This is a genomic window from Flavobacterium collinsii, assembly GCF_946903285.1.
GTDB lineage: Bacteria > Bacteroidota > Bacteroidia > Flavobacteriales > Flavobacteriaceae > Flavobacterium > Flavobacterium collinsii.
This window is the reverse complement of record NZ_OX336425.1, coordinates 2,152,534-2,177,238: the sequence shown is the minus strand read 5'-3', so window position 1 is coordinate 2,177,238 and position 24,705 is coordinate 2,152,534. Positions and strand designations below refer to the sequence as shown.

The 24,705-nt window shown below is 38.0% G+C and carries 18 protein-coding genes; all 18 read left to right on the top strand.

The window, feature by feature from the left end:
• The first annotated feature begins 163 nt into the window (after window positions 1-163).
• Window positions 164-766 (top strand): DUF4255 domain-containing protein, encoded by a 603-nt coding sequence (locus OGZ34_RS09465; RefSeq protein ID WP_263362868.1) that lies wholly within the window; start codon window positions 164-166, stop codon window positions 764-766.
• On the top strand, window positions 763-1,605 hold the full coding sequence (locus OGZ34_RS09460; protein WP_263362867.1) for a hypothetical protein: 843 nt from the start codon (window positions 763-765) through the stop codon (window positions 1,603-1,605). The genes OGZ34_RS09465 and OGZ34_RS09460 overlap by 4 nt, the downstream gene beginning before the upstream one ends.
• Window positions 1,606-1,624: 19 nt before the next feature.
• Complete coding sequence (locus OGZ34_RS09455; protein ID WP_173965868.1) at window positions 1,625-3,721, top strand: phage tail sheath C-terminal domain-containing protein; 2,097 nt, start codon at window positions 1,625-1,627, stop codon at window positions 3,719-3,721.
• Window positions 3,722-3,751: 30 nt separating this feature from the next.
• On the top strand, window positions 3,752-4,180 hold the full coding sequence (locus OGZ34_RS09450; RefSeq protein WP_173965869.1) for a phage tail protein: 429 nt from the start codon (window positions 3,752-3,754) through the stop codon (window positions 4,178-4,180).
• A gap of 2 nt (window positions 4,181-4,182) precedes the next feature.
• Window positions 4,183-4,629 carry a phage tail protein gene (locus tag OGZ34_RS09445; RefSeq protein ID WP_263362866.1) on the top strand — a complete coding sequence of 149 codons (447 nt, stop codon included), beginning with the start codon at window positions 4,183-4,185 and terminating at the stop codon, window positions 4,627-4,629.
• Between the two features lie 2 nt (window positions 4,630-4,631).
• Window positions 4,632-4,790, top strand: coding sequence for a DUF5908 family protein (locus OGZ34_RS09440; protein WP_173965871.1), 159 nt, complete (start codon window positions 4,632-4,634; stop codon window positions 4,788-4,790).
• A gap of 3 nt (window positions 4,791-4,793) precedes the next feature.
• Window positions 4,794-5,477, top strand: a complete 684-nt coding sequence (locus OGZ34_RS09435) for a CIS tube protein (protein WP_217427697.1) — start codon at window positions 4,794-4,796, stop codon at window positions 5,475-5,477.
• Entirely contained in the window at window positions 5,477-7,222 is a 1,746-nt protein-coding gene (gene vgrG / locus OGZ34_RS09430; protein ID WP_263362865.1) for a type VI secretion system tip protein VgrG, read from the top strand. The genes OGZ34_RS09435 and vgrG overlap by 1 nt, the downstream gene beginning before the upstream one ends.
• A gap of 4 nt (window positions 7,223-7,226) precedes the next feature.
• Window positions 7,227-7,517 carry a PAAR domain-containing protein gene (locus OGZ34_RS09425; protein ID WP_173965873.1) on the top strand — a complete coding sequence of 97 codons (291 nt, stop codon included), beginning with the start codon at window positions 7,227-7,229 and terminating at the stop codon, window positions 7,515-7,517.
• Window positions 7,518-7,519: 2 nt separating this feature from the next.
• Window positions 7,520-7,930 carry a GPW/gp25 family protein gene (locus OGZ34_RS09420; protein ID WP_173965874.1) on the top strand — a complete coding sequence of 137 codons (411 nt, stop codon included), beginning with the start codon at window positions 7,520-7,522 and terminating at the stop codon, window positions 7,928-7,930.
• 7 nt (window positions 7,931-7,937) lie between these two features.
• A complete protein-coding gene (locus OGZ34_RS09415) occupies window positions 7,938-11,276 on the top strand; it encodes a baseplate J/gp47 family protein (protein ID WP_263362864.1) in 3,339 nt (1,112 codons plus the stop codon).
• Window positions 11,264-13,966, top strand: coding sequence for a hypothetical protein (locus tag OGZ34_RS09410; RefSeq protein WP_263362863.1), 2,703 nt, complete (start codon window positions 11,264-11,266; stop codon window positions 13,964-13,966). Before OGZ34_RS09415 ends, OGZ34_RS09410 begins: the two co-directional genes overlap by 13 nt.
• A gap of 12 nt (window positions 13,967-13,978) precedes the next feature.
• The gene (locus OGZ34_RS09405) at window positions 13,979-17,437 is read left to right on the top strand and encodes a PKD domain-containing protein (protein WP_263362862.1); all 3,459 of its coding nucleotides are present in this window, start codon (window positions 13,979-13,981) and stop codon (window positions 17,435-17,437) included.
• A complete protein-coding gene (locus OGZ34_RS09400) occupies window positions 17,438-19,348 on the top strand; it encodes a contractile injection system tape measure protein (protein WP_263362861.1) in 1,911 nt (636 codons plus the stop codon).
• 12 nt (window positions 19,349-19,360) lie between these two features.
• A complete protein-coding gene (locus tag OGZ34_RS09395) occupies window positions 19,361-19,948 on the top strand; it encodes a hypothetical protein (protein WP_173965879.1) in 588 nt (195 codons plus the stop codon).
• Complete coding sequence (locus tag OGZ34_RS09390; protein ID WP_263362860.1) at window positions 19,930-20,805, top strand: DUF6734 family protein; 876 nt, start codon at window positions 19,930-19,932, stop codon at window positions 20,803-20,805. Before OGZ34_RS09395 ends, OGZ34_RS09390 begins: the two co-directional genes overlap by 19 nt.
• 78 nt (window positions 20,806-20,883) lie before the next feature.
• Window positions 20,884-22,434: an eCIS core domain-containing protein gene (locus tag OGZ34_RS09385; RefSeq protein ID WP_263362859.1), complete on the top strand. Its 1,551-nt coding sequence runs from the start codon at window positions 20,884-20,886 to the stop codon at window positions 22,432-22,434.
• A 25-nt stretch (window positions 22,435-22,459) separates the two neighbouring features.
• Complete coding sequence (locus tag OGZ34_RS09380; RefSeq protein ID WP_263362858.1) at window positions 22,460-24,703, top strand: eCIS core domain-containing protein; 2,244 nt, start codon at window positions 22,460-22,462, stop codon at window positions 24,701-24,703.
• Window positions 24,704-24,705: the final 2 nt, after the last annotated feature.

Below are 24,705 nucleotides of genomic sequence, written 5' to 3'. Positions count from 1 at the left end.
ATCTGCGCCTCAGAGCTATCTCTTTTTAGCCTATTTATACAGTTTTTCTACAAGCGAAATATCACGAAAAAAAGCCAAAAACATCAGTACTGCTTTTAAAAAGGCAGAGATTTGAATTGCCCTTTCTTAACGAATTTCAAAATATATTAAAACTTTCCACAAGATGATTTTTGAAGTTATTCAGATAATTACAGAACAAGTCAACAACTACCTCGAAGAAATCGGGTTGGAAAAAACGATTGTGCCTGAAAATATTGCTTTTTTAGAGTCACAAAATGAAGCCATAGGTACCAATTTAGATGATAAAGTAGCGCTTACCCTCATCAACTTAGATCAGGAAGCTACTTTAAAAAACTTTCCCAACCATATTGTCGAAAGCACTAAAACAGTTTATCGAAACAGTGTTATCAACTTAAATCTGTATTTGCTTTTTAGTGCCAACAGAACGGCGTACATCAATTCTCTTAATGATATTTCGAAAATCATTGCCTTTTTTCAGGGAAAAAACCTGTTTACACAAGCCAATACAATTTACAACAGAAATAATGTTGCCATGGCCAATATTGACAACTTCAGATTTACGGTGGAACTCTATACTCCCACTTTTGAGGAACTGAATTACATCTGGGGAACTCTGGGTGGCAAACAGCTCCCTTCGGCTTTATACAAAGTAAGCATGATACAAATCGAACGCAATATTGCACAAAGCGAAGGACCGCTTATCAGTAAAATTAAAGGTCTAACCAAAACAAGCGAACAATCATGAGTTTTAATGTTATATATGGATTGTTATTTGAAGTAACTTTTTTTCACAACTATTTCCTGAATAGCGGTGAAAGCAGCTTTGCCGGCATGTCAGCTGATGATAAAGAAAAAATGCTGCAAAAATTCAGCATTGATTCCTTTATCTCTATTACACCAACTTTGGAAACTCAAACTGTACTTAGAAACTACAAAATGATATTCAAAAAAAACAAAACGGGTTTCAATATCTATATTAAAGTCAAAGAAACAAATGACATTGATCCTTTCATAAAAGTCCCTGCAGATTTGAATCTGAACTTTATGATTTCTATCAACGACTATCAGTTTGAGAATTATACCGATCTCGCTTTTACAACCGATCAGTTATTTCTGTTTAGCAACGTCAAACCATCAAGCGAACCGGTTACGTTTGAATATTTACCTAAAATAAACGACAACAAACTAATTTCCAATGCCTATTTAGTCTCTAAAGAAACCTCTGCTAATTTAATTTCGACCCTACAGTCGTTTGAAAAACCAGGTGTTTTTGGACTTATTTCGCTGCAACTGCAAGGCGATAATGTATCAGAGAATATTGTAGACAGTACGGGGCAAATAGTAAGTCCAAATTTTAAAATTCATTTTGACAATCGAAAAACACTTTGGAAATATATCAACCGTAAAGCTGCAACTCAGATCGAAACCAATACTGCAAAACCATTAACACTTTCCGGTTTTGTCGAAATTGACCCACTTACCGATTTTACACCGGCAGAACCGGTAAACAGCCACTACCCTAATCCATCTGTAAAATCAATAACAAAATTCAATGGTGATTACTACTCAGAAATATTTATTTAATAATTAAAAACAATTAATCATGGCAACAACTTACAAAACACCCGGGGTATATGTCGAGGAGATCGTAAAATTTCCTCCTTCCGTTGCCCAGGTAGAAACAGCGATTCCCGCTTTTATTGGTTATACAGAAAAAGCGACAAACAAGATTAATGGAGATTTGAAATTAAAACCAACCAGAATTACCTCTCTTCTGGAATACGAACGCTTTTTCGGCTTTGCAAAACCAGAAACCACCATTAGTATAACAATTAATGATGTTTCGACAGACAGTGGAGATACTCGTTCTATTATTGTAGATCAGCCCACTTCAAAACAGCCCTTTTTGATGTATTATTCTCTGCAATTATTCTTTGCAAATGGTGGTGGTCCCTGCTACATTGTTTCGGTAGGTCGCTATGGAGATGATTTAGATGATGCAGATTCAGCTGTTACGACAATTAACAACAGCACTGCACTGAATAACGGATTATTGGAAATCGAAAAAGTAGACGAACCAACTTTACTTTTGTTTCCGGACGCTACAAACGTATCCGGAATAACAATTACGGATTTCTACGGCTTATACAACAATGCTTTAACGCAATGTAAAAATCTTCAGGACAGATTCACTTTAATTGATACGTTAAATTATGACGCGACAAGTCCGACAGATACCAATGTAGACGATTTAAGAAACGAAATTAGTTCTGAAAAAGATACCATTAAATACGGAGCTGTTTATTATCCACACTTGGAAACGATTCTGGATTATGCTTTTGATGCCAGTAGAATTACTTTAAAACACTATTCTTATACCGCAAAAGCATATGACAAAATCGCTGCAGGATTAGTCCCTATAGAAGACCCTGCGACCGGAATTACTGCTACGGTAACCAAATTAATTAGTGAACCAGTTGCGGGTGATATCGCCGGTCAGTATAGTGATTTGTTTTTACAGATGTACAGCAATAATGCCACTGGTTTTGATTTAGGCGGAACCTTTGTGAGCAATCCAACCAAAAAAACGGCTTTCTTAAACAAGCTAAACCCTTTACTGGCTTCTCTTCAGGAATTATCTGCATTGAGAAATTCGTTGAATGATGAAGCCAATGCAGCCATCAGCACCATCTCAGATGAAGATCCGGGAATTGCGAATACGATCTCTACTACCCTGAATACTTTCAATTTAATTTTTACAGCTACCAATAAAATTGATTCTGTCTATAAAAACTTAATCGCATTAAAGAAAAAAATTCAGGATGAAAACATTACAGCTAAACTGCTAAAAATTATATCTACTGACGCTGTGAGTTTTGACAAGGAACTAAAAAAACTGGTTATCTATACACCGCTGAATGTTCAAACAGGAATTAGCGGACTTACCAATAACTTTTCGGGTATTGCTGCTGCACTTACTGCACTATTAAATGCCATTAAATCTGTTGATGGAAAAGATTTGAATAACGGAGAACTAAACGGCAGAAAATTAAGTGCTCTTGAGGCCGTTGACAATGCCACTTACAATAAAATTCTTACCGAGATCTATAACCTGCCAATAACACTTCCGCCAAGTTCTGCTATTGCCGGAGTTTATGCCCGAGTAGATAAAGACAGAGGGGTATGGAAAGCTCCTGCCAATGTAAGTCTGAACTATGTGATAAAACCAACCGTTAAAATCACCAACACCATTCAGGACAACTTAAATGTGGATACCGTTGCGGGTAAATCTGTCAATGCAATCAGAAGTTTTACAGGAAAAGGAACTCTTGTTTGGGGATCCAGAACACTGGCAGGAAACGATAACGAATGGCGTTATGTTCCGGTTCGACGTTTCTTTAATATGGCCGAAGAATCCATCAAAAAAGCGACCGAACAATTTGTATTTGAGCCTAACGACGCGAATACCTGGATACGAGTAAGAGCTATGATCGAAAATTTCCTGATTCTTCAATGGAGAGCCGGAGCATTGGCCGGAGCCAAACCTGAACAGGCTTTTTATGTTAGAATCGGACTGGGACAAACCATGTCGGCAATAGATATTCTTGAAGGCCGAATGATTATCGAAATCGGAATGGCAGTAGTTCGTCCGGCAGAATTCATCATACTTCGTTTTTCTCACAAAATGCAGGAATCTTAATTAAATATCAACATTAAAAAAATATAAATCATGAGCTATCCGCTATCAAAGTTTCATTTCTCAGTTGACTGGGGTGGAACAAAAATAGGATTTACAGAAGTTTCGGGATTAGATGTAGAAACTGAGGTTATTGAATACCGTCAGGGAGCAAGTCCCGAGTATAGTAAGATCAAAATGCCAGGCATGCAGAAATTCTCCAACATCACACTGAAAAGGGGAACTTTTAAAAGTGATAATGAGTATTATGCCTGGTGGAATACGGTAAAACTAAACACCATAGAAAGAAGGGACATTACCATCAAGTTACTGGACGAAGAACACAATCCTGTAGTAACCTGGAAAGTAAAAAATGCATGGCCTACCAAAATTCAGTCGACCGATTTAAAAGCCGACGGAAATGAAGTAGCGATTGAATCTATGGAATTGGTTCACGAAGGTTTATCCATCCAAAATGACTAATCATGGCTAATTATTATCCACCTGTCGGTTTTCATTTTTTAGTGGAGTTCCAGGGGCTTGGTTCAAAAGAAAAGGACCATCAGTTTCAATCGGTCTCCGGCTTGTCCGTCGATATCGAAACCGAGGAAATTGCCGAGGGTGGAGAAAACAGATTCAAGCACAAACTTCCGGTAAAGACAAAATATCCAAACCTGACTTTAAAGAGAGGAATACTGATTGATTCTGTGGTTATTGACTGGTGCAGGGATGCCATCGAAAATTTTTCATTCAAACCTGTAAACCTGACTGTCAAACTTCTCAATTCGGAACATAAACCTTTGGTTTCATGGAATGTGGTTCACGCCTATCCTGTAAAATGGTCGGTTGAAGATTTTAATGCTGAAGAAAGTAAGCTCGTTATCGAAAATTTTGAGCTTACCTACAATTATTTCACCGTAATCAAAAGTTAATTATGCCCATAGAGATAAAAGAGCTTCACATTAAAATAAACGTGAACGAAGGATCTAAACCGGCAGCTTCTCCCAGTGCTCCAAAAAGCAAGGGTGAAGATCCGGTAGCGGAATGTGTCGAACAGGTATTGAAAATCATCGAACGCAAAAAAGAGCGATAAATCATGGCAGGAGAACTCGAAAAATTAAAAGTTGTTGCTTACAGTGACCCGCAATTTAACAACAAAATTGCCGATGGTAAATTTTCTACACTAATGAACCCGGAAAAATATACCTATCACTATAAGATTGAGAAAGATGAAACTCAGGCGTCCGGAACGAGTACAGTGTCTCCTAAGTTCAACAAAAAACTACCGGAAAATCTGGAACTCGATTTTGTTTTTGACCGATCCGGAGTAATCGACGGCTCTCCAAGTGTGAACAAGGGGATCATTGACGACATTGAAAAATTTAAAAAAGTCATTTTAGATTACAATGGAGACGAGCACAAACCCAATTACCTGATTATTTCCTGGGGAACATTGCTTTTCAAAGGGGCTTTAACCGAAATGGATATAGAGTTCAAACTCTTTAAACCGGACGGAACTCCAATCAGAGCCATTGCAAAAGCAAAATTTCAGGGTTTTGTCGAAGATAAACTAAGAGCAGCAAAAGAGAACAATAAATCTCCGGATCTGACTCATTACAGAATTGTAAAAGAAGGTGATACCCTGCCTTTGATGACCTTTTACATTTATGGGGATTCAAAGTATTATCTCGAAGTCGCCAGAGTCAATAACATTGTCAATTTCAGAAAATTAAAAACGGGGCAAAAACTATTTTTTCCTCCTTTACAAAAACAATCCTGATGAACAACAGCGGAGTCATACAGACCAGTAAAAGTGCCGATTTAGTAACGCATAAAATTTTAGTTGAAGGGGAAGAACTGTCTAAAACCTATCAGGTAAAAAGTATTGTGGTACAAAATGAGGTCAATCGGATTCCTATGGCTCAAATTGTTCTGACAGACGGAGAAGCTTCTGAAAGAGATTTCAAACTAAGCAATGAAGATTTATTGATTCCCGGGAAAAAAATCGAAATCACTGCGGGTTATCACAACGATGAAGAAACCATTTATAAAGGAATCATTATTAAACATGCTATTAAAATAAAAGGTGGTGCGTCTTTGCTGATTATCGAATGCAAGGATGAAGCGGTGAAACTTACAATTGGCAGAAAGAGCAAGTATTTTTATGATGTAAAAGACAGTGATGTTTTTGAAGAAATTATAGGCTCCTACGGGTTAGAAAAAAATGTCGAAGCTACTAATTTCAGTCATAAAGAACTCGTTCAGTACAATACTTCCGACTGGGATTTTATCGTTTCGAGAGCACAAGCCAATGGCAAGCTTTGTTTTGTAGAGAACGGAAAAATAACCGTCAGTAAACCCGATGTTACCTCAGCGACTGTTGAGACGGTAACTTTTGGAGCTTCTTTACTGGATTTTGATGCCGAAATTGATGCCCGAAATCAGTTTGCCAAAGTGTCTTCGTACAGCTGGGATTACACTAATCAGGAGCTGGTCGAAATTGAAGCAAGTGATCCTGGTGTGAGCCTGAACGGCAATCTTACGGCTTCTGATTTGTCTGAAACTATTGAACTTGAAAATCTGGAATTGCGTCACGGTGGTACCATTACCGAAGTTCAGTTACAGGATTGGGCCGATGCCAAATTACTGTTCCAGCAATTGTCTAAAATCCGCGGAAGAGCCAAATTTCAGGGGATTCCTGCCGTAAAACCGAATACAATCATCACGCTTGAAGGTGTTGGTGACCGCTTTAACGGAAAAGCCTACATCACCGGAGTTTTTCACGAACTGACGGAAGGAAACTGGACCATCGATGCTCAATTCGGATTAAATCCGGAGTGGTTCTCCGAAACTTACGACATTCATACGCCAACAGGTTCCGGAATCATCCCGGCCATAAAAGGACTTCATGCCGGAATTGTAACGCAGCTCGAAGGCGACCCCAATGGAGAAGACCGGATTCTGGTAAAAATTCCCATCATCAACAACGAAGAACAGGGAATTTGGTGCCGGGTAGCTTCGCCAGATGCAGGGGAAAACAGAGGTGTGTTTTTTAGACCCGAAATAGAAGATGAAGTTATTATTGGTTTCGTCAACGAGGACCCAAACAACGCCATCGTTTTAGGAATGCTCCACAGCAGCGGAAAACCTGCTCCGATCACAGCTTCTGACGACAATCACAAAAAAGGAATTGTCACCCGAAGTGAAATGAAAGTAATGTTTGATGACGAAAAAAAGTCAATCGGAATTGAAACTCCTGCAGGCAAAAAAATAACCCTTGATGAAGATAAAGGTGTTATCGTTATTGAAGATGAAAATTCGAATGTGATTACCATTGACAGTAAGGGGATCAAAATGGAAAGTGCCGGAAACATTGAAATAGTCGCATCAGGCGATGTTAAAATAGAGGGAACCAATGTATCCTTAAAAGCCACAGCGCAATTTAAAGCGGAAGGAAGTGCCGGCGCAGAATTATCCTCCGGCGCAGTAGCCATTGTAAAAGGAAGCATCGTACAAATAAATTAAAATCATGGGAGCACCAGCCGCCAGAATTACAGATATGCACGTTTGCCCGATGGTTACCGGAACGGTTCCGCATGTAGGAGGGCCTATCTTACCTGCCGGTTCGCCAACCGTATTAATTGGCGGAGTTCCGGCCGCATGTGTCGGAGACATGGCTACCTGCACAGGTCCTCCTGATACCATTGCTGCAGGTTCGTCGACCGTTTTGATTGGAGGAAAACCTGCCGCACGAATGGGTGATTCAACCGCGCATGGCGGTACAATAGTAGCCGGATTAGCAACCGTTTTAATTGGTTAATTATGGAAACAGAACAAGCCTTTTTGGGAACCGGATGGAGTTTCCCTCCGGAATTTAAAAAAACAACTAAAGCTGCAGTAATGATTTCTGACGAAGAAGACATTAAGAGCAGTCTGGAAATTTTATTGTCAACCAAAATAGGAGAACGCATTATGCTTCCTCAATACGGCTGCAATGTCGATGAACTCCTTTTTGATCCTTTAAGCACAACCTTAAAAACCTATGTGGCTGAACTAATAAGAACCGCCATTTTGTACCACGAACCCCGAATTGATGTAGAAAAAATCGACATCAGCCAGGGAGATGATCTAAATGGTGAATTGTTAGTGGCTTTAGATTATAAAGTAAGAGCTACCAATTCCAGAACTAATATGGTATATCCTTTCTACAAACAAGAAGGAACTAATATTTAAGAATATTATGTGTAACAACAGCGACCATACAAACGATATAGTATTTAAAAGAAATGGCACCGATCAGGGCGACCGCCTGAACAGTATTCTTGATCCTGGCAATTTAAAACTCCATGACTTTGATATTGAAGACTGGTTTCTTTTTACCTATAACTTTGCCAAACAAGTAAAGTTTTTTGAAACGACCAACAGCAAAAAAGCATCCGGTGACTGGCAGGTGATTTTTGATCATTTTGGTTTTTCACAAACTGACATTCCTTTCAGAAAAGACAAAACCTATGCTACGCTAAAACAAAGCATTTCAGAAATACTGCGCAATATTGAGTTTGAAGGTACTCTAACGCCGCATATGACTCTTTTTATATGTTTCTTAAAGCTGTTGGAATTATCTAAAGCACGCTTTAATTTAATCACCAAAAAACACCTTGATTTCTTTTATAAAGATATTTTACAAATCGAAAAGCTTCCTGCAAAAGCAGATCAGGTATATGTTATTTTTGAATTAGCCAAAAAAAGTACCGAAGAACAAATTGCAGCGCAAACTCAGTTAGATGCCGGAAAAGATGCACAGGGCAACAAGCTCATTTATAAAACTACTGAAGAACTAATTGCCAATAAAGCTCAGATTACAGCCCTTAAAAGTGTTTACAACGATATTAAATTAGGCCAAATCAAAGTAAGTCAGGTGGCAAATTCTCTTGACGGACAAGGAGAAAGTCTGAAAGAAGAATACAAATACTGGCTGCCATTTGGCTATACGTCTAATGAAGAAAAATATACCGAACTCAAAGCCGCCAGACTTGGCTTTGCCATCGCTTCCCCTTTATTGCAATTAAAAGAAGGAGAAAGAAATATTGATATTACCATCACCTTCAATGAAGTCTTTGATTTTACCATCGAACCCTTCACCGAACCAATCACGGTCAATGACCTTGCAGAGAATATCAGTATTTTTTGCAGCGGTGAAAAAGATTGGCTTGGTCCTTTCAGAATTAGTGAAGCCGCTGCCACCTCCGGTATTTTAGGAAATCAATTGCGATTGGTCTTTCAGATTTCAAAAGATACTCCTTCCATTGTCAATTACGATCAAAAAAAACTGGGAGAATCTTTCACAGATACCGACCCCATTATCCGTTTTTTAATTCATACCGAAGATAAGAAAGGACATTATTTGTTTAGAAATCTGGTTACCAAAACCATCAGTACCCTAAATATAAAAGTAGATGTTAAAGATGTCAAATCTTTGTTATTGGAAAGCGATACGGGTGTATTAAATGTGGCCAAACCTTTCTATCCGTTTACCACACAGCCTACCAGCGGTTCTGTCTTTTTGATTAATTATCCGGAGATCTTTTCGAAAAAATGGAAAAATATAGATGTCAAAATAAATTGGAAAAACACACCCAAATCTTTTAAAACACATTACAAAGCATACAAAACGAAATATCTTGATACCACAATAAGCCAGACTCTTTTTCTTAGCGGAATGTTTCTGGAACAAGTTGTAGAAGAAGTTGCTGTAAATCAGCCTGAAGATCCACAACCCACAGTCGATGCTGTTGTAATAAATACTCCGCCAAGAAGTATTCCGATTCTAAACACAAAAGACTCCGATCTAATTGTAGAATCAGATGAATATTTTAAAGGTACTGTATCGATACTAAACAAAGAAAACTGGGAAAGCAAAAGTACCAACACTGTTTTGTTTACTCTAAAAGATGCCTCTTATGTAACGGAATTCTCTCTGGCAGGAAACAGTTATGATGTCGATAAAAGCGGTCCGATCCGATTGACATTGAACCAGTCGTTATTGCACTCCTTGTATCCGAAAATATATACGCTCGCCATCATGAGCAAAAATCCGGAAACACTGATTCCGAACGAAGCTTACACTCCATTTATCGAAACGATCAGTTTGAATTATACGGCAGAGGAAACCGCCGATTTTACCCATCAAACGGAGACAGAATATCAGGCTGAACGAATAAAATTATTTCAAGAAGCCCCTTTTGGTCAAAGTAAAGAACATTCTTATTTGAAGAATCTGGCCAGACAAAAAGGAGTTGTTGACGCTAATGCAGCTATTACAAGCCGCTTGGTTCCTGATTATTGTAATGGAGGTGAATTTTACATAGGCCTTGAAGAAGCAGAAAACTTACAACAGATTACCTTATTGATCCAACTACTGGAAGGAAGCGAAAATCCGCTTGCTAAATCCTTTGTCGGAAGAGAAAAAATAGAATGGTTTATACTCTGTGACAATCATTGGAAAAATATTGAAAATGAGATTCTGGGCAATTCAACAGATAATTTTTTAAAGTCAGGAATCCTGAAATTTGCTATTCCGAAACAAGCAACCAAAAACAATACTTTATTTCCGGATAACCTGATTTGGGTAAGGGCTAAAATGCATAAAGCCTATGATGCGATTTGCAAAGTAATCGACATCAAAACACAGGTGGTCACTGCCGAATTTTTTAACAACGGTAATGATTTGTCGCATTTAGAAAAGGGACTGCCTGCCGAAACCATTTCTAAACTTATTACCCGAATAACACAGGTTAAAAGTGTCGAGCAGCCTTTTAATTCTTTTAACGGAAAAGCACTGGAATCAGATGAGACCTATTACAAACGTGTAAGCGAACGTCTGCGTCATAAAAACAGAGCGATCACACTCTGGGATTACGAACATCTTATTCTTCAGGAATTTCCTCAGGTTTTCAGAGTAAAATGCCTCAATCATACCAATAATGAGACCGAGTCTTTTCTCTCACCCGGAGATGTGACCCTTATAGTCGTTCCGGATATTATAAACAAAAACGTATTTGATCTTTATGAACCCAGAGTAAATACAGCAACTTTAAATAAAATTCGGCATTATGTCAGTGGTTTAAACAGTATGCATGTAGAAGCTTCTGTCATTAATCCGGAATACGAAAAGGTAATTATAAAACTAAATGTCAAGTTCTACCCCGAATACGATGAGAATTTCTATAAGAAACAGCTTAATCAGGACATTACGAAATTCTTATCTCCATGGGCATTTGACACCACTCAGGACATCCTTTTTGGAATTGAATTGCACCGAAGTACTATAATTGATTACATCGAAAAATTATACTATGTCGACTATCTGGCAGAACTGGAAATGGCCAAGCTCAAAGACAATACAGAATCTGAAAATCCAAGCGATCCGGCTTATCTGGCAACGCTCGAATTTTTATCGGTCTTGTCACCGTCTAATCCAAAACGCATTTTGGTATCGGTAAAAAATCATATCATTTCGACAGAGATAAAAACTTGCAAAATATCTAATACTCAATCTGAAGAGACATGTCAATATTAAATCCAAATAGTACAATTCCGAAAAAGGTTGCTACCGAAGATGACCTGGATTTTTTCTATCTCAGAAAAAAAGGTATTGAGTATATCGAACAGCTCGGAGGCAAATTATGGACCGATTTTAATTCGCATGATCCCGGTATTACCATGCTGGAAATGCTTTGTTATGCCGTAACCGATCTTGGCATGCGGATCAATCTGCCTATCGAAAACGTTTTGGCCTCTGATGTGAAAGAAAAAGATATTCCATCACAGTTTTTTAAAGCCTCGGAAGTACTGCCTACAAGTCCGGTTACAGCCCTGGATTACAGAAAACTGTTTATTGATATTGATGGAGTTAAAAATTGCTGGCCGGCGAAACACAAAAAAACAGTGTATGTCAATTGTAAAGACGAACAGCTTTCCTATAATTATAAGGATTTTAATGAGCTTCCGAGAGGGTTTAAAAAACAGTTTCAACTTAAAGGATTGTATGATCTTTATGTCGATTTTGAGAGCCGAAAACTGTCTGATATTAATGCCGTCAAAGACAAAATCAGAAAAAAATACCACGCCAACAGAAACCTGTGCGAAGACCTCATCAATATTATAAAAGTTGAAGAATACCCTATAAAAATATGTACCAGCATTGAGATCGACACTCAGGCCGACGAAGAAATGGTTCATGCCCTTGTACTAAGTGCACTCGATGGTTATTTGTCGACTACCGTTAATTTTTATTCCGTTAAGCAAATGATGGACAAAGGATATTCCTCCTTAGAAATATTTGACGGTCCGGTTTTAGAAAGTGGTTTTATCGATACCAAAGAATTAATCGAAGCCGAACTGACCAGTGAAGTCCGATTATCAGATATTATAAAACTGATTATGAATGTGCCGGGAGTACTCACCATCAAAGATATTTCTCTGGGGAATTGCGGTGACAATGAAACTGAGGGAAATCAATGGCTACTTTGTCTGGAGGAATACCAAAAACCGGTCATTTGTTATAAAAGTGTTTTCAATTACAATAAAGGCGTATTGCCACTAAATATTAATAAAACACAGGTAGCTCTATATCTGGAGGAAATTAATGCCGAGAAAGATAAAGCGACCGATTATGCCAGCAAACATAAAGAGCTGAAAATACCTAACGGCAGCTACTTAAAACCAGACAGCTATACTACCATACAAAACGATTTCCCGGACACTTACGGTATCGGGGAAGCCGGTTTGCCAACTCGGGCCACAGTCGCCCGACAGTCTCAGGCCAAACAGCTTAAAGGGTATCTTTTATTCTTTGATCAGATTCTCGCCAGTTACTTTAAACATTTAGGAAAGGTTAACGAAATCCTTTCGGTAAGCGGGAATCTTACCAAGACTTTCTTTACTCAGGCGGTAAAGGACATCGAAGGTTTTAGTGATCTGGTAACGGACTATCCGGAACACAATGATGATTATCTGACCGAAATTCTTTTTAAACAGCTGGATAATAATATCGAGAGAAGAAATAACATACTGGATCATCTTTTAGGGCGTTTTGCAGAACGTTTTTCCGAATATGTTTTTATCAATAAAAGCATCTATGGCAGTGCTACCGACGAAGTAGTCCTGAAAAACAAAGAAGACTTTTTGAAAGACTATAAAATCGTAAGCAAAAACCGCGGTACTTCTTTTAATTACTACCAGCAGCTGAACAGTAATTTGTGGGATACCAACAATGTTTCGGGTGTGAAGAAGAGACTTGCCAGACTTTTGGGGATTAAAAATTACAATAGAAGACATCTCTCTGATTCATTTGTTGATCTCTATCATTTTATTGATTCAGACAATCAGCTGGTGTATCGATGGAGAGTCAGAGACGACAAACACAAAATTGTGCTCTCTGCTACAACAGAGTATTATGATACTTCTACAGCAAACCGGGAATTGTATTTTGCCATCCTGCAAATCATCCAAACCAGAGAATATAATGTCGAAGAAGCTTTTAAAAAAGGAATTTCAGATCCGCAGGTTATCGATAACATTCAGATCCATCGGTCTCCTTCCGGCAAATATTCTTATGACATCATTAATCCGTTAATTACAGATGTAAACAACAAGGACAGGATTATCGCCAAACGCTATACGTATTACAGTTCCCTGCAAAAAGTAAAACAGTCTATTCTCGATTTAATCCATTTTATGAAAGAGGTATTTACAGAGGAAGGAATGTTTATCGTTGAACATATGATGCTTCGTCCCGATGTAAATCTCACGACTGTAAATCCGGAAACCTTTTTACCCATTTGTACAGACCAATGCAAAAGCTGTGAGCCTTTGGACCCTTACTCCTATCGCGTAAGCATTATACTGCCCGGATACACCTTGCGCTTTGCCAATATCGATTTTAGAAATTATATCGAAAAAGTTATTAAAGAAGAATTACCGGCACATGTTCTGGCAAAAATCTGCTGGATCGGACATCGGGAAAATGAAATTGAAAATCCGGCAGAAAACGAACTTCTACAGTTTGAGAATTCATACAAGGAATATTTATTTGCTAAAACCTCACTGAACCAGGAACAACCGGAAACAGAACTGATACAACTTATTAAGTCCATATCAGGCCTTAGCAATTTATATCCTACAGGAAGGCTATTTGATTGCAGCGACGAAAACGAAAATCAATTCGAGAAAATAATACTGGGAAAAACAAATTTAGGATCACTATAAATACCATTCAAAATGTTAGTAAAACTTTCAACCATAACAACACTGTACCGAAGATTCACCAAAAATCAGGTACTAACAGAAGGACATCTTAACGAGATTGTAGATTATTTTGATGATCAGGATCGTATTTCCAGAATTGGTCTTAGTGGTGTCGGCATCATTTGCGGATTTAAGGTTTCATACAGCCCCGTTTCAAAAGACATTACCATAACACAAGGCAGTGGTATCACGACCGACGGTGATCTTATACAGTTGTACAAGTCTACTCCAAACGGCGGAAAAATTATTGATTTTGAAAGTAAACAGTACACTCATTATAAAGTATACGACAACAAAAAAGCTGCTTACAAACCTTATTTTTACGATGGTACAAAACAGCTTGATATCTTCGAACTTTTAACTGCCGAACAGCAACTTACCGAAAGTGCCAATACTTATCCAATATATTATTTTAAAAAAAATACAGGATTAGAGGTAACCGATGCTGTCGTTCTTTTGTATATCGAATCTTATGAAAAAGATTCCGATCTCTGTGTCAGTCTCTCCTGCGACAATCAAGGACTGGAAATTATCGGTAATCACAAAGCCTTACTGGTAAGTAAAACCGTTGCGGCGCAGATAAACAGTCATGATAAGATCATAAGCAAAATCAAATTCTCTAACCTGTATTACAAACTCCCGGAACTGATTTCTAACCGCATTGTATTACAGCCCGAAGATTTTAGCAGTTATTACGAAATCAAGAGGAAATTCACCAATGGTCTGTTCCGAAACAATGTAGTGGCCAGACTGCGAGACGGTTTTGAAATACTATTAACCGCATTAGAAATGCCTGTCATACTGGATTCTATTAAAAAGAATCTGGCTTCCCTGTACAGTTTTGATGAAAAAAATGCCCCTCCTGATTTTCAGTATCGATACGATCTGCTCAACGATTTAATTGATACTTACAATGAGATCAGGCTTTTATTATCAAATATGGACTATGATTTTTGCTTTCCGGACATCAAATCATTCCCCAAACACTTAATGCTGGGAGAAGTGCAAAAAAGCGGTCCTTGTTTTGAATACCGACATTCTTTTTACAAATCACCGTTGCTCACGGGACAGAACCTTAGCACCTGTAATGATTGTCTGCCATTTGACACGCTTAACGAACCCGGGAAGAAAGACACCATTAACGAATTTATTGTCGATTTAGAAGGTAAAGAAATTACAATCTGTTATGGAAAAAATACAGATTTACAGCAATTGTACAGTCTGATAAAACGCTGCGTACAATTATTAGCGAATTACAATGTAAACTATACTTATATAAAAATCACTCCTAGTTTTGAATTGGGTTCGCTTGGTAAAAAAGCAATTCCATTTTACAATAACGTGGGTGATCATCTTATTGAACTTTGGGATTACGAAAAAACCACTATCGGACAACAGCGCAATAACAGAAGTTATCACGATAACTTATTGAATACAAAATGGCCTAACGAAATGGTCTCAGATCACAACTTTTACAGAATCGAAGGGCATCAGGGTACAGACTATAAAAAAGCACTAAAAACGATTCAGGCCATCAGACGCCAGTACGGTTTAGGATTCAATGTTGTTGTACTTGGAGTAAAAGCCTATGACGCAAAAAAAATAGTTGAAAATTATACCTCCTACTATCTGAACAAAAATCACGGATACGAACACAAATCAGGTGTGGCACCCGGAGGCACATTTGTCATGATTTATATTGAAGGAGAGTACAGTCAATATCCTTATTATTACGGCTATGGTTATCCGTACGAATATCCACGCGGAAATTCTCTCGCAGGCGATTTTGAAAAAGAGGGCGATAAAAAAGAACCCGGAGAATCTATCGTGCTAAATCCGGTAATAGCCGACTTTACCTTACCGTATTTATGCTGCGATGATAATTTCATCACGCTGTCCTTACCTATGAACCATATCTGCTTTGATGAAACAACGCCTTACTTCCCCTTTCACATAACCCCAACCGGAGGTTTTGTAAAAGCTGATGTAGAAGAAGATTTGAATGGCGGAGTGACCAAAAATCAATATGGCGAATTTGTTTTCGATCCAAAATTAGTCAGTGAAGAACTCATCGGAAAACCGATAACTTTTACGGTGAATAATTTTGAAACCAACTGTCAAATAACCATTTTTAGAAAACCAAAATTTGATTTCACTTTTGTCTTCCCAAAATCACTCAATAAAACCGGAGTTGTAGTCGATTTTAGTATTAGCGGTGAGAATCAGAAAGACATGAAATATATTTGGGATTTTGGTGATGGCAGTGAGCCTGTTGCCACTACTGAAGCAAAAATTCAACATATTTATTCTTATGAAGTACCCGCTAAAGAAAGCTATAGTTTTCAGGTAAAAGTTACTGGTGAAAACGGAAACTGTAATGCTCAGGCACAGCATCCGGTAACTTTTGAAGTGCCTGTAGTCGTAGGTATCGACACCCGAAACATCTGCAGAAACGACCTTAAACCGCATGTTTTAACTATTGAACCGAATAGCAAAAAAACCGTCTTATCAGGCCCGGGAGTTTCCCAGAATGATGCAGGTCAATACATTTTTATCGGCAATAATGTTCCTAAAGATGTAGATCAGGTAGTTATATTAATAAATGGTAAACCTTCGAACCTTACCATTACAATGCAAAATCCGCCTGTAGCTTTATTTAGTTTTACCATCAGAAACAATCAGCTTGTATTGGCAAACAACTCTACAGATTCCGTAAAATACATATGGAATATTGACGGAGAGATGGTAGAAACAGACTCTATTGAACCTATCACGCGACCGCTTTCTCTATATAAAAACGACGTGATCAAAGTATCGCTTTCTGCACTCAACAAAAGATGCGGCGAATCAATAGACGGTCCGAAAGATATCCGAATTCGTGAAAAACCGACTGAAAATCCCTGTCTGACTAATGCAGTAGAATTTGTCAAAAAAACGAACCTGACTTTTGAAAAAATCAACCAGCAGCCTGAATTACAAAAATTCAGTAAAGAGACTCTTTCGCTGATTACTGAAATTCAGAAACAATTTGCAAGTGTTGAAAAAGAAACCAGTGCTTATATCAATGGAGATTTTAATACTGCATTACCCGAGATGTATAATGAGCTTGTATACCACAATTTATTACTGGGTTCAAAAAATGCAAGAATGGAAGAGGAAAAAACAGTACTGAGTTTCCTTACCGAAAGTCATATCTCGCTTTTCTATACCATCATAAAATGTCAGCCCGCAGAACTCATAAACAAATTCGAAAGACCATTTACAACTATTACGGGACGTATAGATGGCTTGTTACAAGGTTTTGTAAAAAATCAGTATAAGACCGATCCTAAGGGAACCTTAAAAAATTTCTTATCCGATCAGAAGGTTTCGTTTAAGGATATCAAATTTATATTGGAGGCAATCGAATCACAATTAAAGAATTTAAACTAGGTGCAAAGTACAGACAGCCATATTATCTCTAAACTGTTTCTTGAGGTCAATACCCATTCTAAAGAAAAGGCGTATTACCTAAAAGATCACCTCGATACGTTTCTAAAAGAAGAACTCTTTCCTCTTTTAGAAACCTATTTTGATACGCTTGATAAAAAAACACCGCTGTACAGCATTCAGATAGAAAAATTAGACCTTAATCTTTCTGTAGCTCCCGACCTTAATTTCAACACTGTAAAACTCGAAATAATAAATCAATGTCAAAAACAAATTGAAGAGCAAATTGAAAAGGGTTTTCCGGATACAAAACAATACAAATTGATTGACCGCAAGGAAAAAAACAGAGATGAATTCTTCATTTTTCTGGAAACCGGAGCCAATCCCTGGTGGGCAATTTCCAATGACAATGGCAATAGCAATAGCAATAGCAATGGCAATGAGAATGAGAATGGCAATAACAATGACAATAGCAATGAGAATGTCAATAACAATAGTAATGAGAATGTCAATGACAATGGCATCTTCAATAGTACTTATAGTGACATGCTTGGCACAAACGAAGACCATCTATTTAAAAAAATTGCAGTTGATAAAGCTTTTAATTTAAGGCTACGAAAAACATTAGAAACCCCACAGATAAGAGCCCGTTTCATAAAACAATTATCAGACGAACAGATCTATAACCTACTCCAAAGAACACTTCTTTTAGAAGCAACTGCTTCGGACTCGGTTTTGGTTTCGGAAATGGTTAATCAAATCAAACGCAATATAAATACTATTGCTTCGGAATCAAAACACGGTTTACAGCAGCGAAATCTGATTTGGGATATCGTTTTGTTGCAATTGTTGCAGCATGATGATACTATTATAAAAGAAAAAGTACTGCAGCTGCTTACTTCTTTTGCTCCCGTTCGTCAATACGATTCAAAATTTGTTTTGGAACACACTCGCAACTATATATCAGACAAACCCGTTTTAAAAATATTGGCCAGCCTTGACCCTGAAATTCTGAATATAATCGCCCTTCTTAATCAAAAAGCTTCCGAAATCCTTCCGAAAAAAAACAAAGAAACATTCCTAAAATCAGATTTTTCAGAAAGTGAACAATCTCCCCTATACGAAAATAGAGCAGATCCTGACAATCCAAAAAAACCAAAAACTGAAACTGAAACCGAAATAAATTCCGTTTTTGGTCCCAACAAAAAAAACGAAATCGAGGAAAGTTCTAATTCTGCTGTAGTCCCTCAGGAATCCAATACTGAAAAAACAACAGAAATAAATGGCGTTTCCGATCGTAAGGAGAAAGCTCAGAAGAAAACCCAAGAGAAAGCTAAAGAGGAAGTCAAAGAGGAAGTCAAAGAGACAGAAAACTGGCCCTCCTCTTTATTTCCGGAAGACCAAACAATCCCTGAAATTCCTTCGGTACACTATGTGAATAATGCCGGATTGATATTGGTTCATCCTTTTTTGAAAGCTCTTTTTGAGCATTGCGGTTTACTAAATACAAACCACACGATAAACGATTCCGAAACGGCAGCACACCTTTTACACTATATCGCCACAGGACGGGAGCAGGATTATGAGTCTGAGATGCTGTTCGAAAAAGTATTGTGCAACATACCTATAAACCAAACCATCAACCGAAACATTGTACTCTCGGAAGAATTAAAAAATGAGGGACATAAAATGCTACAGGCGGTTTTATTCAATTGGCCGATTATGAAAAATTCTTCTATCGCCTTATTGCAGAACGAATTTTTACAAAGACCCGGCAAAATAATACTCACTGAAGATAATCCTAAAGTCATTATCGAAAGAAAAACACAGGATATCCTCCTGGAAAAAATGAACTGGAATCTGGGGATTGTAAAACTGGCCTGGAAAGACAAAATAATTTTTGTGGACTGGTAATATTAAAAAAACATGGAAACCGAAAAAGAAACATTTCTAAAAGAGGATGAAAAAAATATTTTCTACGAACAGAAACAAGCGCTGAAAAATATTTTTGAAAAACTCGACATGTCAAAAATCGCCTTTGTAGGCGGAATTGCAGATTATATTAATCTTCGCAGTTATTATGATATGCCTATAAATGATATTGATATTATTTATCAAGATGAAGAGGATTTATTGCCCATTAAAGAAAATGACGGTATCACACGCTATTTCACCAGGTTCTATGATCTGGAAGTGGAAGTCCTGGTTTCAGAGTTTAAGATCGATAATAAAGAGGTGCATGCAGACTTTTTCAAAAGAGTTTTTTCCAAAATAAGACTGGTTCAGTCTCCTCTTCTGGGTACGATGGTGTGGCATGCTACTTTCAACGAAATGAAAGCTTTTCACAACAACCAAATACCGTTGATAACCTCAGAGGCAATGGGTCAAAAATACGAATGGAAAAGACTCTACAAACACAGCAAAAAAGCTTCGTTATACAACAACGTCTGCTATCTGGAAGAAAAACAGAAGTTTCAAACCTTAAATGATACTTTATGGAAGAACCAAGAATAATATACAGCCTGGATGCTTTTCCTCTGATAAACAACCGCTGGCAAATGGGTAATAAACTCAAAGAGACCATTTACATGACGGCTTTGAGCATTTTATACAGTCATCTTTGGTACAAAGACATCGAACTTTATGCTGACGAAACGGCGTATAAATTCCTGTATATGCTGCCCTGCAGAATTACAAAAGTGAATCATGAGCAAAACAAAGAACTCTGGATGAAATCTAAGATTCATGCTATCGAAAGGCAAACCAAACCCTTTGTTCATCTCGATACCGATGTATTTATAAAAAAGAAAATCAATTTTAATTTTGATACTATTATTCTCGAACGAAGAGAATGCGGCTACGAAGTACATTATAAAAAACAGATTGATTTTTTCAACCCATATACTAAAAATCTGCCTTACTGGCATTCTGATCTGGGGCATTCCTATAGCTGTGGTGTACTGGGGTTTAATGATCTTACGCTTCGTAATAAATTTGTAAGTGCCTACTATGATCTGGAAGAAATTTACATCGCACATCGCGAAGAATTTGAACCCTTAAAACAACAAGGATTTGAACCCTGTATTGTTATAGAACAGTACAATCTGGCCTCTTTGTTAGATCACAATACTATTAGCCCGACCTTACTCTTAAAAGGAAAAAACATAATAGAGCAGAGTAAATATGCCAATGAAATGAGCTACAGCCATCTCTTCGGTCTTAAAAAATACAAAAAAGACATTATAGAAGAAATTGAATATCGCCTGTTTAAAATTTTTCCGTACTGGTATGCACAAATCAAGATCGAATTAGAAAAACATCAGATCATTCAGAAAGAAGAAAACAGCTCTCCAACGATGTTAGCATCGTAGTACATCCTATTCAGGAAAATTAATTCTATTGAAGTTAAAGCAATTAGTACTTGTTTCAATTAGTAAAACAATGAAGTTATGAGAACGCTAGAAAATAAAAAACCAATTACGCACTCCTCCTCTCCTTTTTTTAGTCCTAAAATTCAAAAAAAGCTAAAAACAGGAACAGCGGGCGATCAGTTTGAGGTGGAAGCAGACCGAGTAGCCGATAAAGTAGTAAACCATAATTCATCCGGAAGCGGTCTTTTGCAATCGAAAGAAAACGTACAACAAAAGCCTATTTCGGAAACCATATCTTCTGTACAGAAAAAATCAGATAAAAAGGAAGAAGAAAAACCTGTTCAAAAAAAATCCGATAAGAAAGAAGAGGAAAAGCCCGTTCAGAAGAAATCGGATAAGAAGGAAGAAGAAAAACCGGTACAGAAAAAGTCGGACAAGAAGGAAGAAGAGAAGCCGGTTCAAAAAAAATCTGATAAAAAAGAAGAGGAAAAACCTGTTCAGAAGAAATCAGATAAGAAAGAAGAAGAAAAACCGATACAGGCCAAGTGTGACAATTGCGAAAAAGAAGAAACAGTTCAGTCAAAAGATAAAAAAGAAGAAGATAAAGCCGTTCAGAAAAAAGAACAAAACCCTGATGCTGAAATTAACGATAACGAGCTGGAAGGAAAACTGGACCACTCAAAAGGAGGAGGTGCCGGCTTAGACAAAAAAACTAAAGGAGAAATGGAATCGGGCTTTGGAGCTGATTTCAGCAATATAAAAATTCACACTGATACTAATGCTGTCCAAATGAGCCAGGAATTGGGAGCACAAGCTTTCACCAATGGCAACGATGTCTATTTTAACAAAGGAAAATACAATCCGGATTCCCGGGAGGGAAAACATTTGCTGGCACATGAATTAACCCATACCATTCAGCAAACCGGAGCTGTACAAAAATCCGTAGAGCCTTCTTCAACCGCAGCTGAAGATTTAGAATCTCCTCGTTTTAAAGGAGATTACAAATTAGAGCAAACGCATGATGATTTAGATTATCTCGCTACCGGAAGCAAGGGAGAGCCTGTACAAAAAGTACAATCGGGTTTAATAGATTTAGGTTATCAGCTTCCGAAATTTGGTGCTGATGGTGATTTTGGCAGTGAAACACGAGCTGCGGTATTCAAATTTCAATCCGATAATGGTCTGAGCTACGATGGTATTGTTGGCGTACAAACGATTGGTCGCTTAGATGATATTTATGTTGGAAAAGGCCCAGGCCCAGGCAAAGACAAAAAGAAAAAACCACCAAAGAAAAAAGACAAAAAGACCTGCGATATAACGAATACATTTCATTTCTCCTCAGATCCCGTTCACATTGAAACATTAGAAACAGATGGTGCTTGTAAATCGTTTTCTATCTCATTAACAACGACAAGAAATAAAGGTGAGAACCCGTGTTCAGGTTACATAGTCGAAATTACTGATTCCGCAGGGACAAGTTTAATGGGACCAACCTCGTTCAAAATTGGCGGTACAGTTCCGATTAATTTCACCGCCCCAACAGCAGGCAAGTTCAGGATGATCATTGGAACTCCGGCTTCCTGTGGAGAGAATGCTTTTAAAGGTGTGGGATCAAAACACAGACATTAATAAAATCAAGTACCGTTAACGACACATGGGAGCTTTTAACCAAAAATCAAAATCCAATCCTTCGGGACCATCCGCCTTTAATTCAAGGCAGGGTGAGGATTTTTTTGGCGTACAGACCAAACTCAGTATCGGAAAATCGAATGACAAATATGAAGTTGAAGCCGACAAAGCTGCCGACCAAATCGTTTCGCAAAAACAAAATGCCAAATCGGATTCCTTTTTCACCCCCTCACCTGTGGTTCAAAGAAAATCTTCGGCAGAACGAAGTACGCCTGTTACGCAATTAAAAACGGAACAGGAAGAAACACTTCAAAACAAAACTGAAACTGTTGTCACTGAAACTCCTAAAGCAGTCGAAAAAAATCCGATTTCAAAACCACTGATTCAGCAGAAAAAAACAGAAGAGGAAGTTCAGACTAAAGAGGAGGAACAGGAAATTCAAAAAAGTGCCGACACCGAAACAAGTCCAACAAATACGGCATCGTTGGAAAACAAACTTCAAAGTAGTAAAGGCGGCGGTTCTCCCATGGCCAATACCACTCAAAACCAAATGGAATCCGGTTTTGGAGCCAATTTCAGCAAAGTACGAATCCACAATGATTCTAATGCTGTTCAGATGAACAAGGAACTGGGTTCTCAGGCTTTTGCCAATGGTAATGATGTTTATTTTAATGAAGGGAAATACAATCCGGATTCTCAGGACGGAAAACATCTGTTAGCACATGAACTTACACACACGATACAGCAAGGCAATAAACCAAACATTCAAAAACAGAATCCACCAAGCAATTTAGACAGTCTAAACGAAATGCTCGACAGCTGGAATGTTCCTGAAGATGAAGTCATTTTGATGTGTTCTCAGCTTAACAATACTGAAAAAGCAACTGTTTTAGGCAATAGCAGTTACAAAACCCGAATGGCTGCAGCACTAAATGTTGCCGAAATGATCAGGGCAGTTAATAATTTGGGAGCTCCTCTGAATACAAAACTGGAATGGGTAAATGCCGCCGCTACCTTTGGAACATTTTTCATGGCGTACAGCGAAATCAAAGAAATGGTAACCGCCGCCGATCAACCGCAAAGAGATGTTTTAAAAACCGATACATGGAAAAACTTTTTTGTTGGCATTTGTACTAATGCCAATATGATTGAAGCTCTCGACGATTTACAATTTGATTTAATAACAAAATTAGTATGGCTTAAAGCGGAAATCTTTTCAGCAAGTTGGTCAATCAACTATTCAGACATAAAACACTGGATTACAAGCGCCAGCACCAATCAAACCGAAAGAGATGCCCTAAAAGTACGTACCGATGTGGGCATGAATTTCTTTGTAGACGTTTGCGACAACATCACTATGATTGAAGCCCTAAACGATCTGCAGTTTGATTTAGCTACTAAATTGACCTGGCTGAACGCCGAAATGTTCATAACCCGATTCGAACTCGATTATGCTACTATAAAACCATGGATCATAAATTCCAGTACAGACCAAACTCAAAAAGACGCTTTAAAAACGACTCTCTGGAGAGATTTTTTTAGCGCGGTTTGTGATAATACAACCATGGTTGAAGCTGTGACCGATCTCAATTTTGACATTGTAACGCAATTAGAATGGATTAATTATGAAGGTTCAGATTTCATTCCAAAACTTACCTGGCTTCTTAATCACAGTACCGATTATGATGTCATTAGAAATGAAATCTTAAATGCTTCTCCCAGCGACAGACAGGCTGCATTGGCAGATACCAGCATCAGAAGCTTAATCAATTCAAAACTGACAGCTCCGGTTTCTGTTGCTGTTTTCTCCCATCTGCTGCTGAACTCAATGTACTGGAGAAATCCTCAGAACAATGATTTCTTTGCTTATTTTGTAACCAATGGAGGTTCCGGAACACTTCCCGCTGCTGCCACTATGAATTGTTGGGAAAGTATCATGTACGCAGCTTATCTGTCTAACAAAATTAACGCTTCATGGATTCAGAATTTTTATAATACTGCTTTTGGTGCCTCTGATCCGAATGTACTAATATGGAGTCAATTGGGTTGGAATAGCGGTCTGCCTACCTATCCGGGTATGACACCAACGGTCGGGCAATTAATTTTTTATACCGAATCCGGCAGACCTTATCCGGGGCACGTTGCGATGGCAATCGACGGAACCCATGCTATCAGCCTCTGGTCGCAGCCTAATAATGACTTTTTTATACAGCGTGTCAATATTACCGTGTTTTCGGGAGTAATTCAAATTTCTAATCCCCCTTGGTAAAT

Excerpts from the sequence above, each read along its gene's own strand:
- OGZ34_RS09465 (WP_263362868.1), top strand. The coding sequence starts at position 164 with ATGATTTTTGAAGTTATTCAGATAATTACAGAACAAGTCAACAACTAC.
- OGZ34_RS09460 (WP_263362867.1), top strand. The coding sequence starts at position 763 with ATGAGTTTTAATGTTATATATGGATTGTTATTTGAAGTAACTTTTTTT.
- OGZ34_RS09455 (WP_173965868.1), top strand. The coding sequence starts at position 1,625 with ATGGCAACAACTTACAAAACACCCGGGGTATATGTCGAGGAGATCGTA.
- OGZ34_RS09450 (WP_173965869.1), top strand. The coding sequence starts at position 3,752 with ATGAGCTATCCGCTATCAAAGTTTCATTTCTCAGTTGACTGGGGTGGA.
- OGZ34_RS09445 (WP_263362866.1), top strand. The coding sequence starts at position 4,183 with ATGGCTAATTATTATCCACCTGTCGGTTTTCATTTTTTAGTGGAGTTC.
- OGZ34_RS09440 (WP_173965871.1), top strand. The coding sequence starts at position 4,632 with ATGCCCATAGAGATAAAAGAGCTTCACATTAAAATAAACGTGAACGAA.
- OGZ34_RS09435 (WP_217427697.1), top strand. The coding sequence starts at position 4,794 with ATGGCAGGAGAACTCGAAAAATTAAAAGTTGTTGCTTACAGTGACCCG.
- vgrG (WP_263362865.1), top strand. The coding sequence starts at position 5,477 with ATGAACAACAGCGGAGTCATACAGACCAGTAAAAGTGCCGATTTAGTA.
- OGZ34_RS09425 (WP_173965873.1), top strand. The coding sequence starts at position 7,227 with ATGGGAGCACCAGCCGCCAGAATTACAGATATGCACGTTTGCCCGATG.
- OGZ34_RS09420 (WP_173965874.1), top strand. The coding sequence starts at position 7,520 with ATGGAAACAGAACAAGCCTTTTTGGGAACCGGATGGAGTTTCCCTCCG.
- OGZ34_RS09415 (WP_263362864.1), top strand. The coding sequence starts at position 7,938 with ATGTGTAACAACAGCGACCATACAAACGATATAGTATTTAAAAGAAAT.
- OGZ34_RS09410 (WP_263362863.1), top strand. The coding sequence starts at position 11,264 with ATGTCAATATTAAATCCAAATAGTACAATTCCGAAAAAGGTTGCTACC.
- OGZ34_RS09405 (WP_263362862.1), top strand. The coding sequence starts at position 13,979 with ATGTTAGTAAAACTTTCAACCATAACAACACTGTACCGAAGATTCACC.
- OGZ34_RS09395 (WP_173965879.1), top strand. The coding sequence starts at position 19,361 with ATGGAAACCGAAAAAGAAACATTTCTAAAAGAGGATGAAAAAAATATT.
- OGZ34_RS09390 (WP_263362860.1), top strand. The coding sequence starts at position 19,930 with ATGGAAGAACCAAGAATAATATACAGCCTGGATGCTTTTCCTCTGATA.
- OGZ34_RS09385 (WP_263362859.1), top strand. The coding sequence starts at position 20,884 with ATGAGAACGCTAGAAAATAAAAAACCAATTACGCACTCCTCCTCTCCT.
- OGZ34_RS09380 (WP_263362858.1), top strand. The coding sequence starts at position 22,460 with ATGGGAGCTTTTAACCAAAAATCAAAATCCAATCCTTCGGGACCATCC.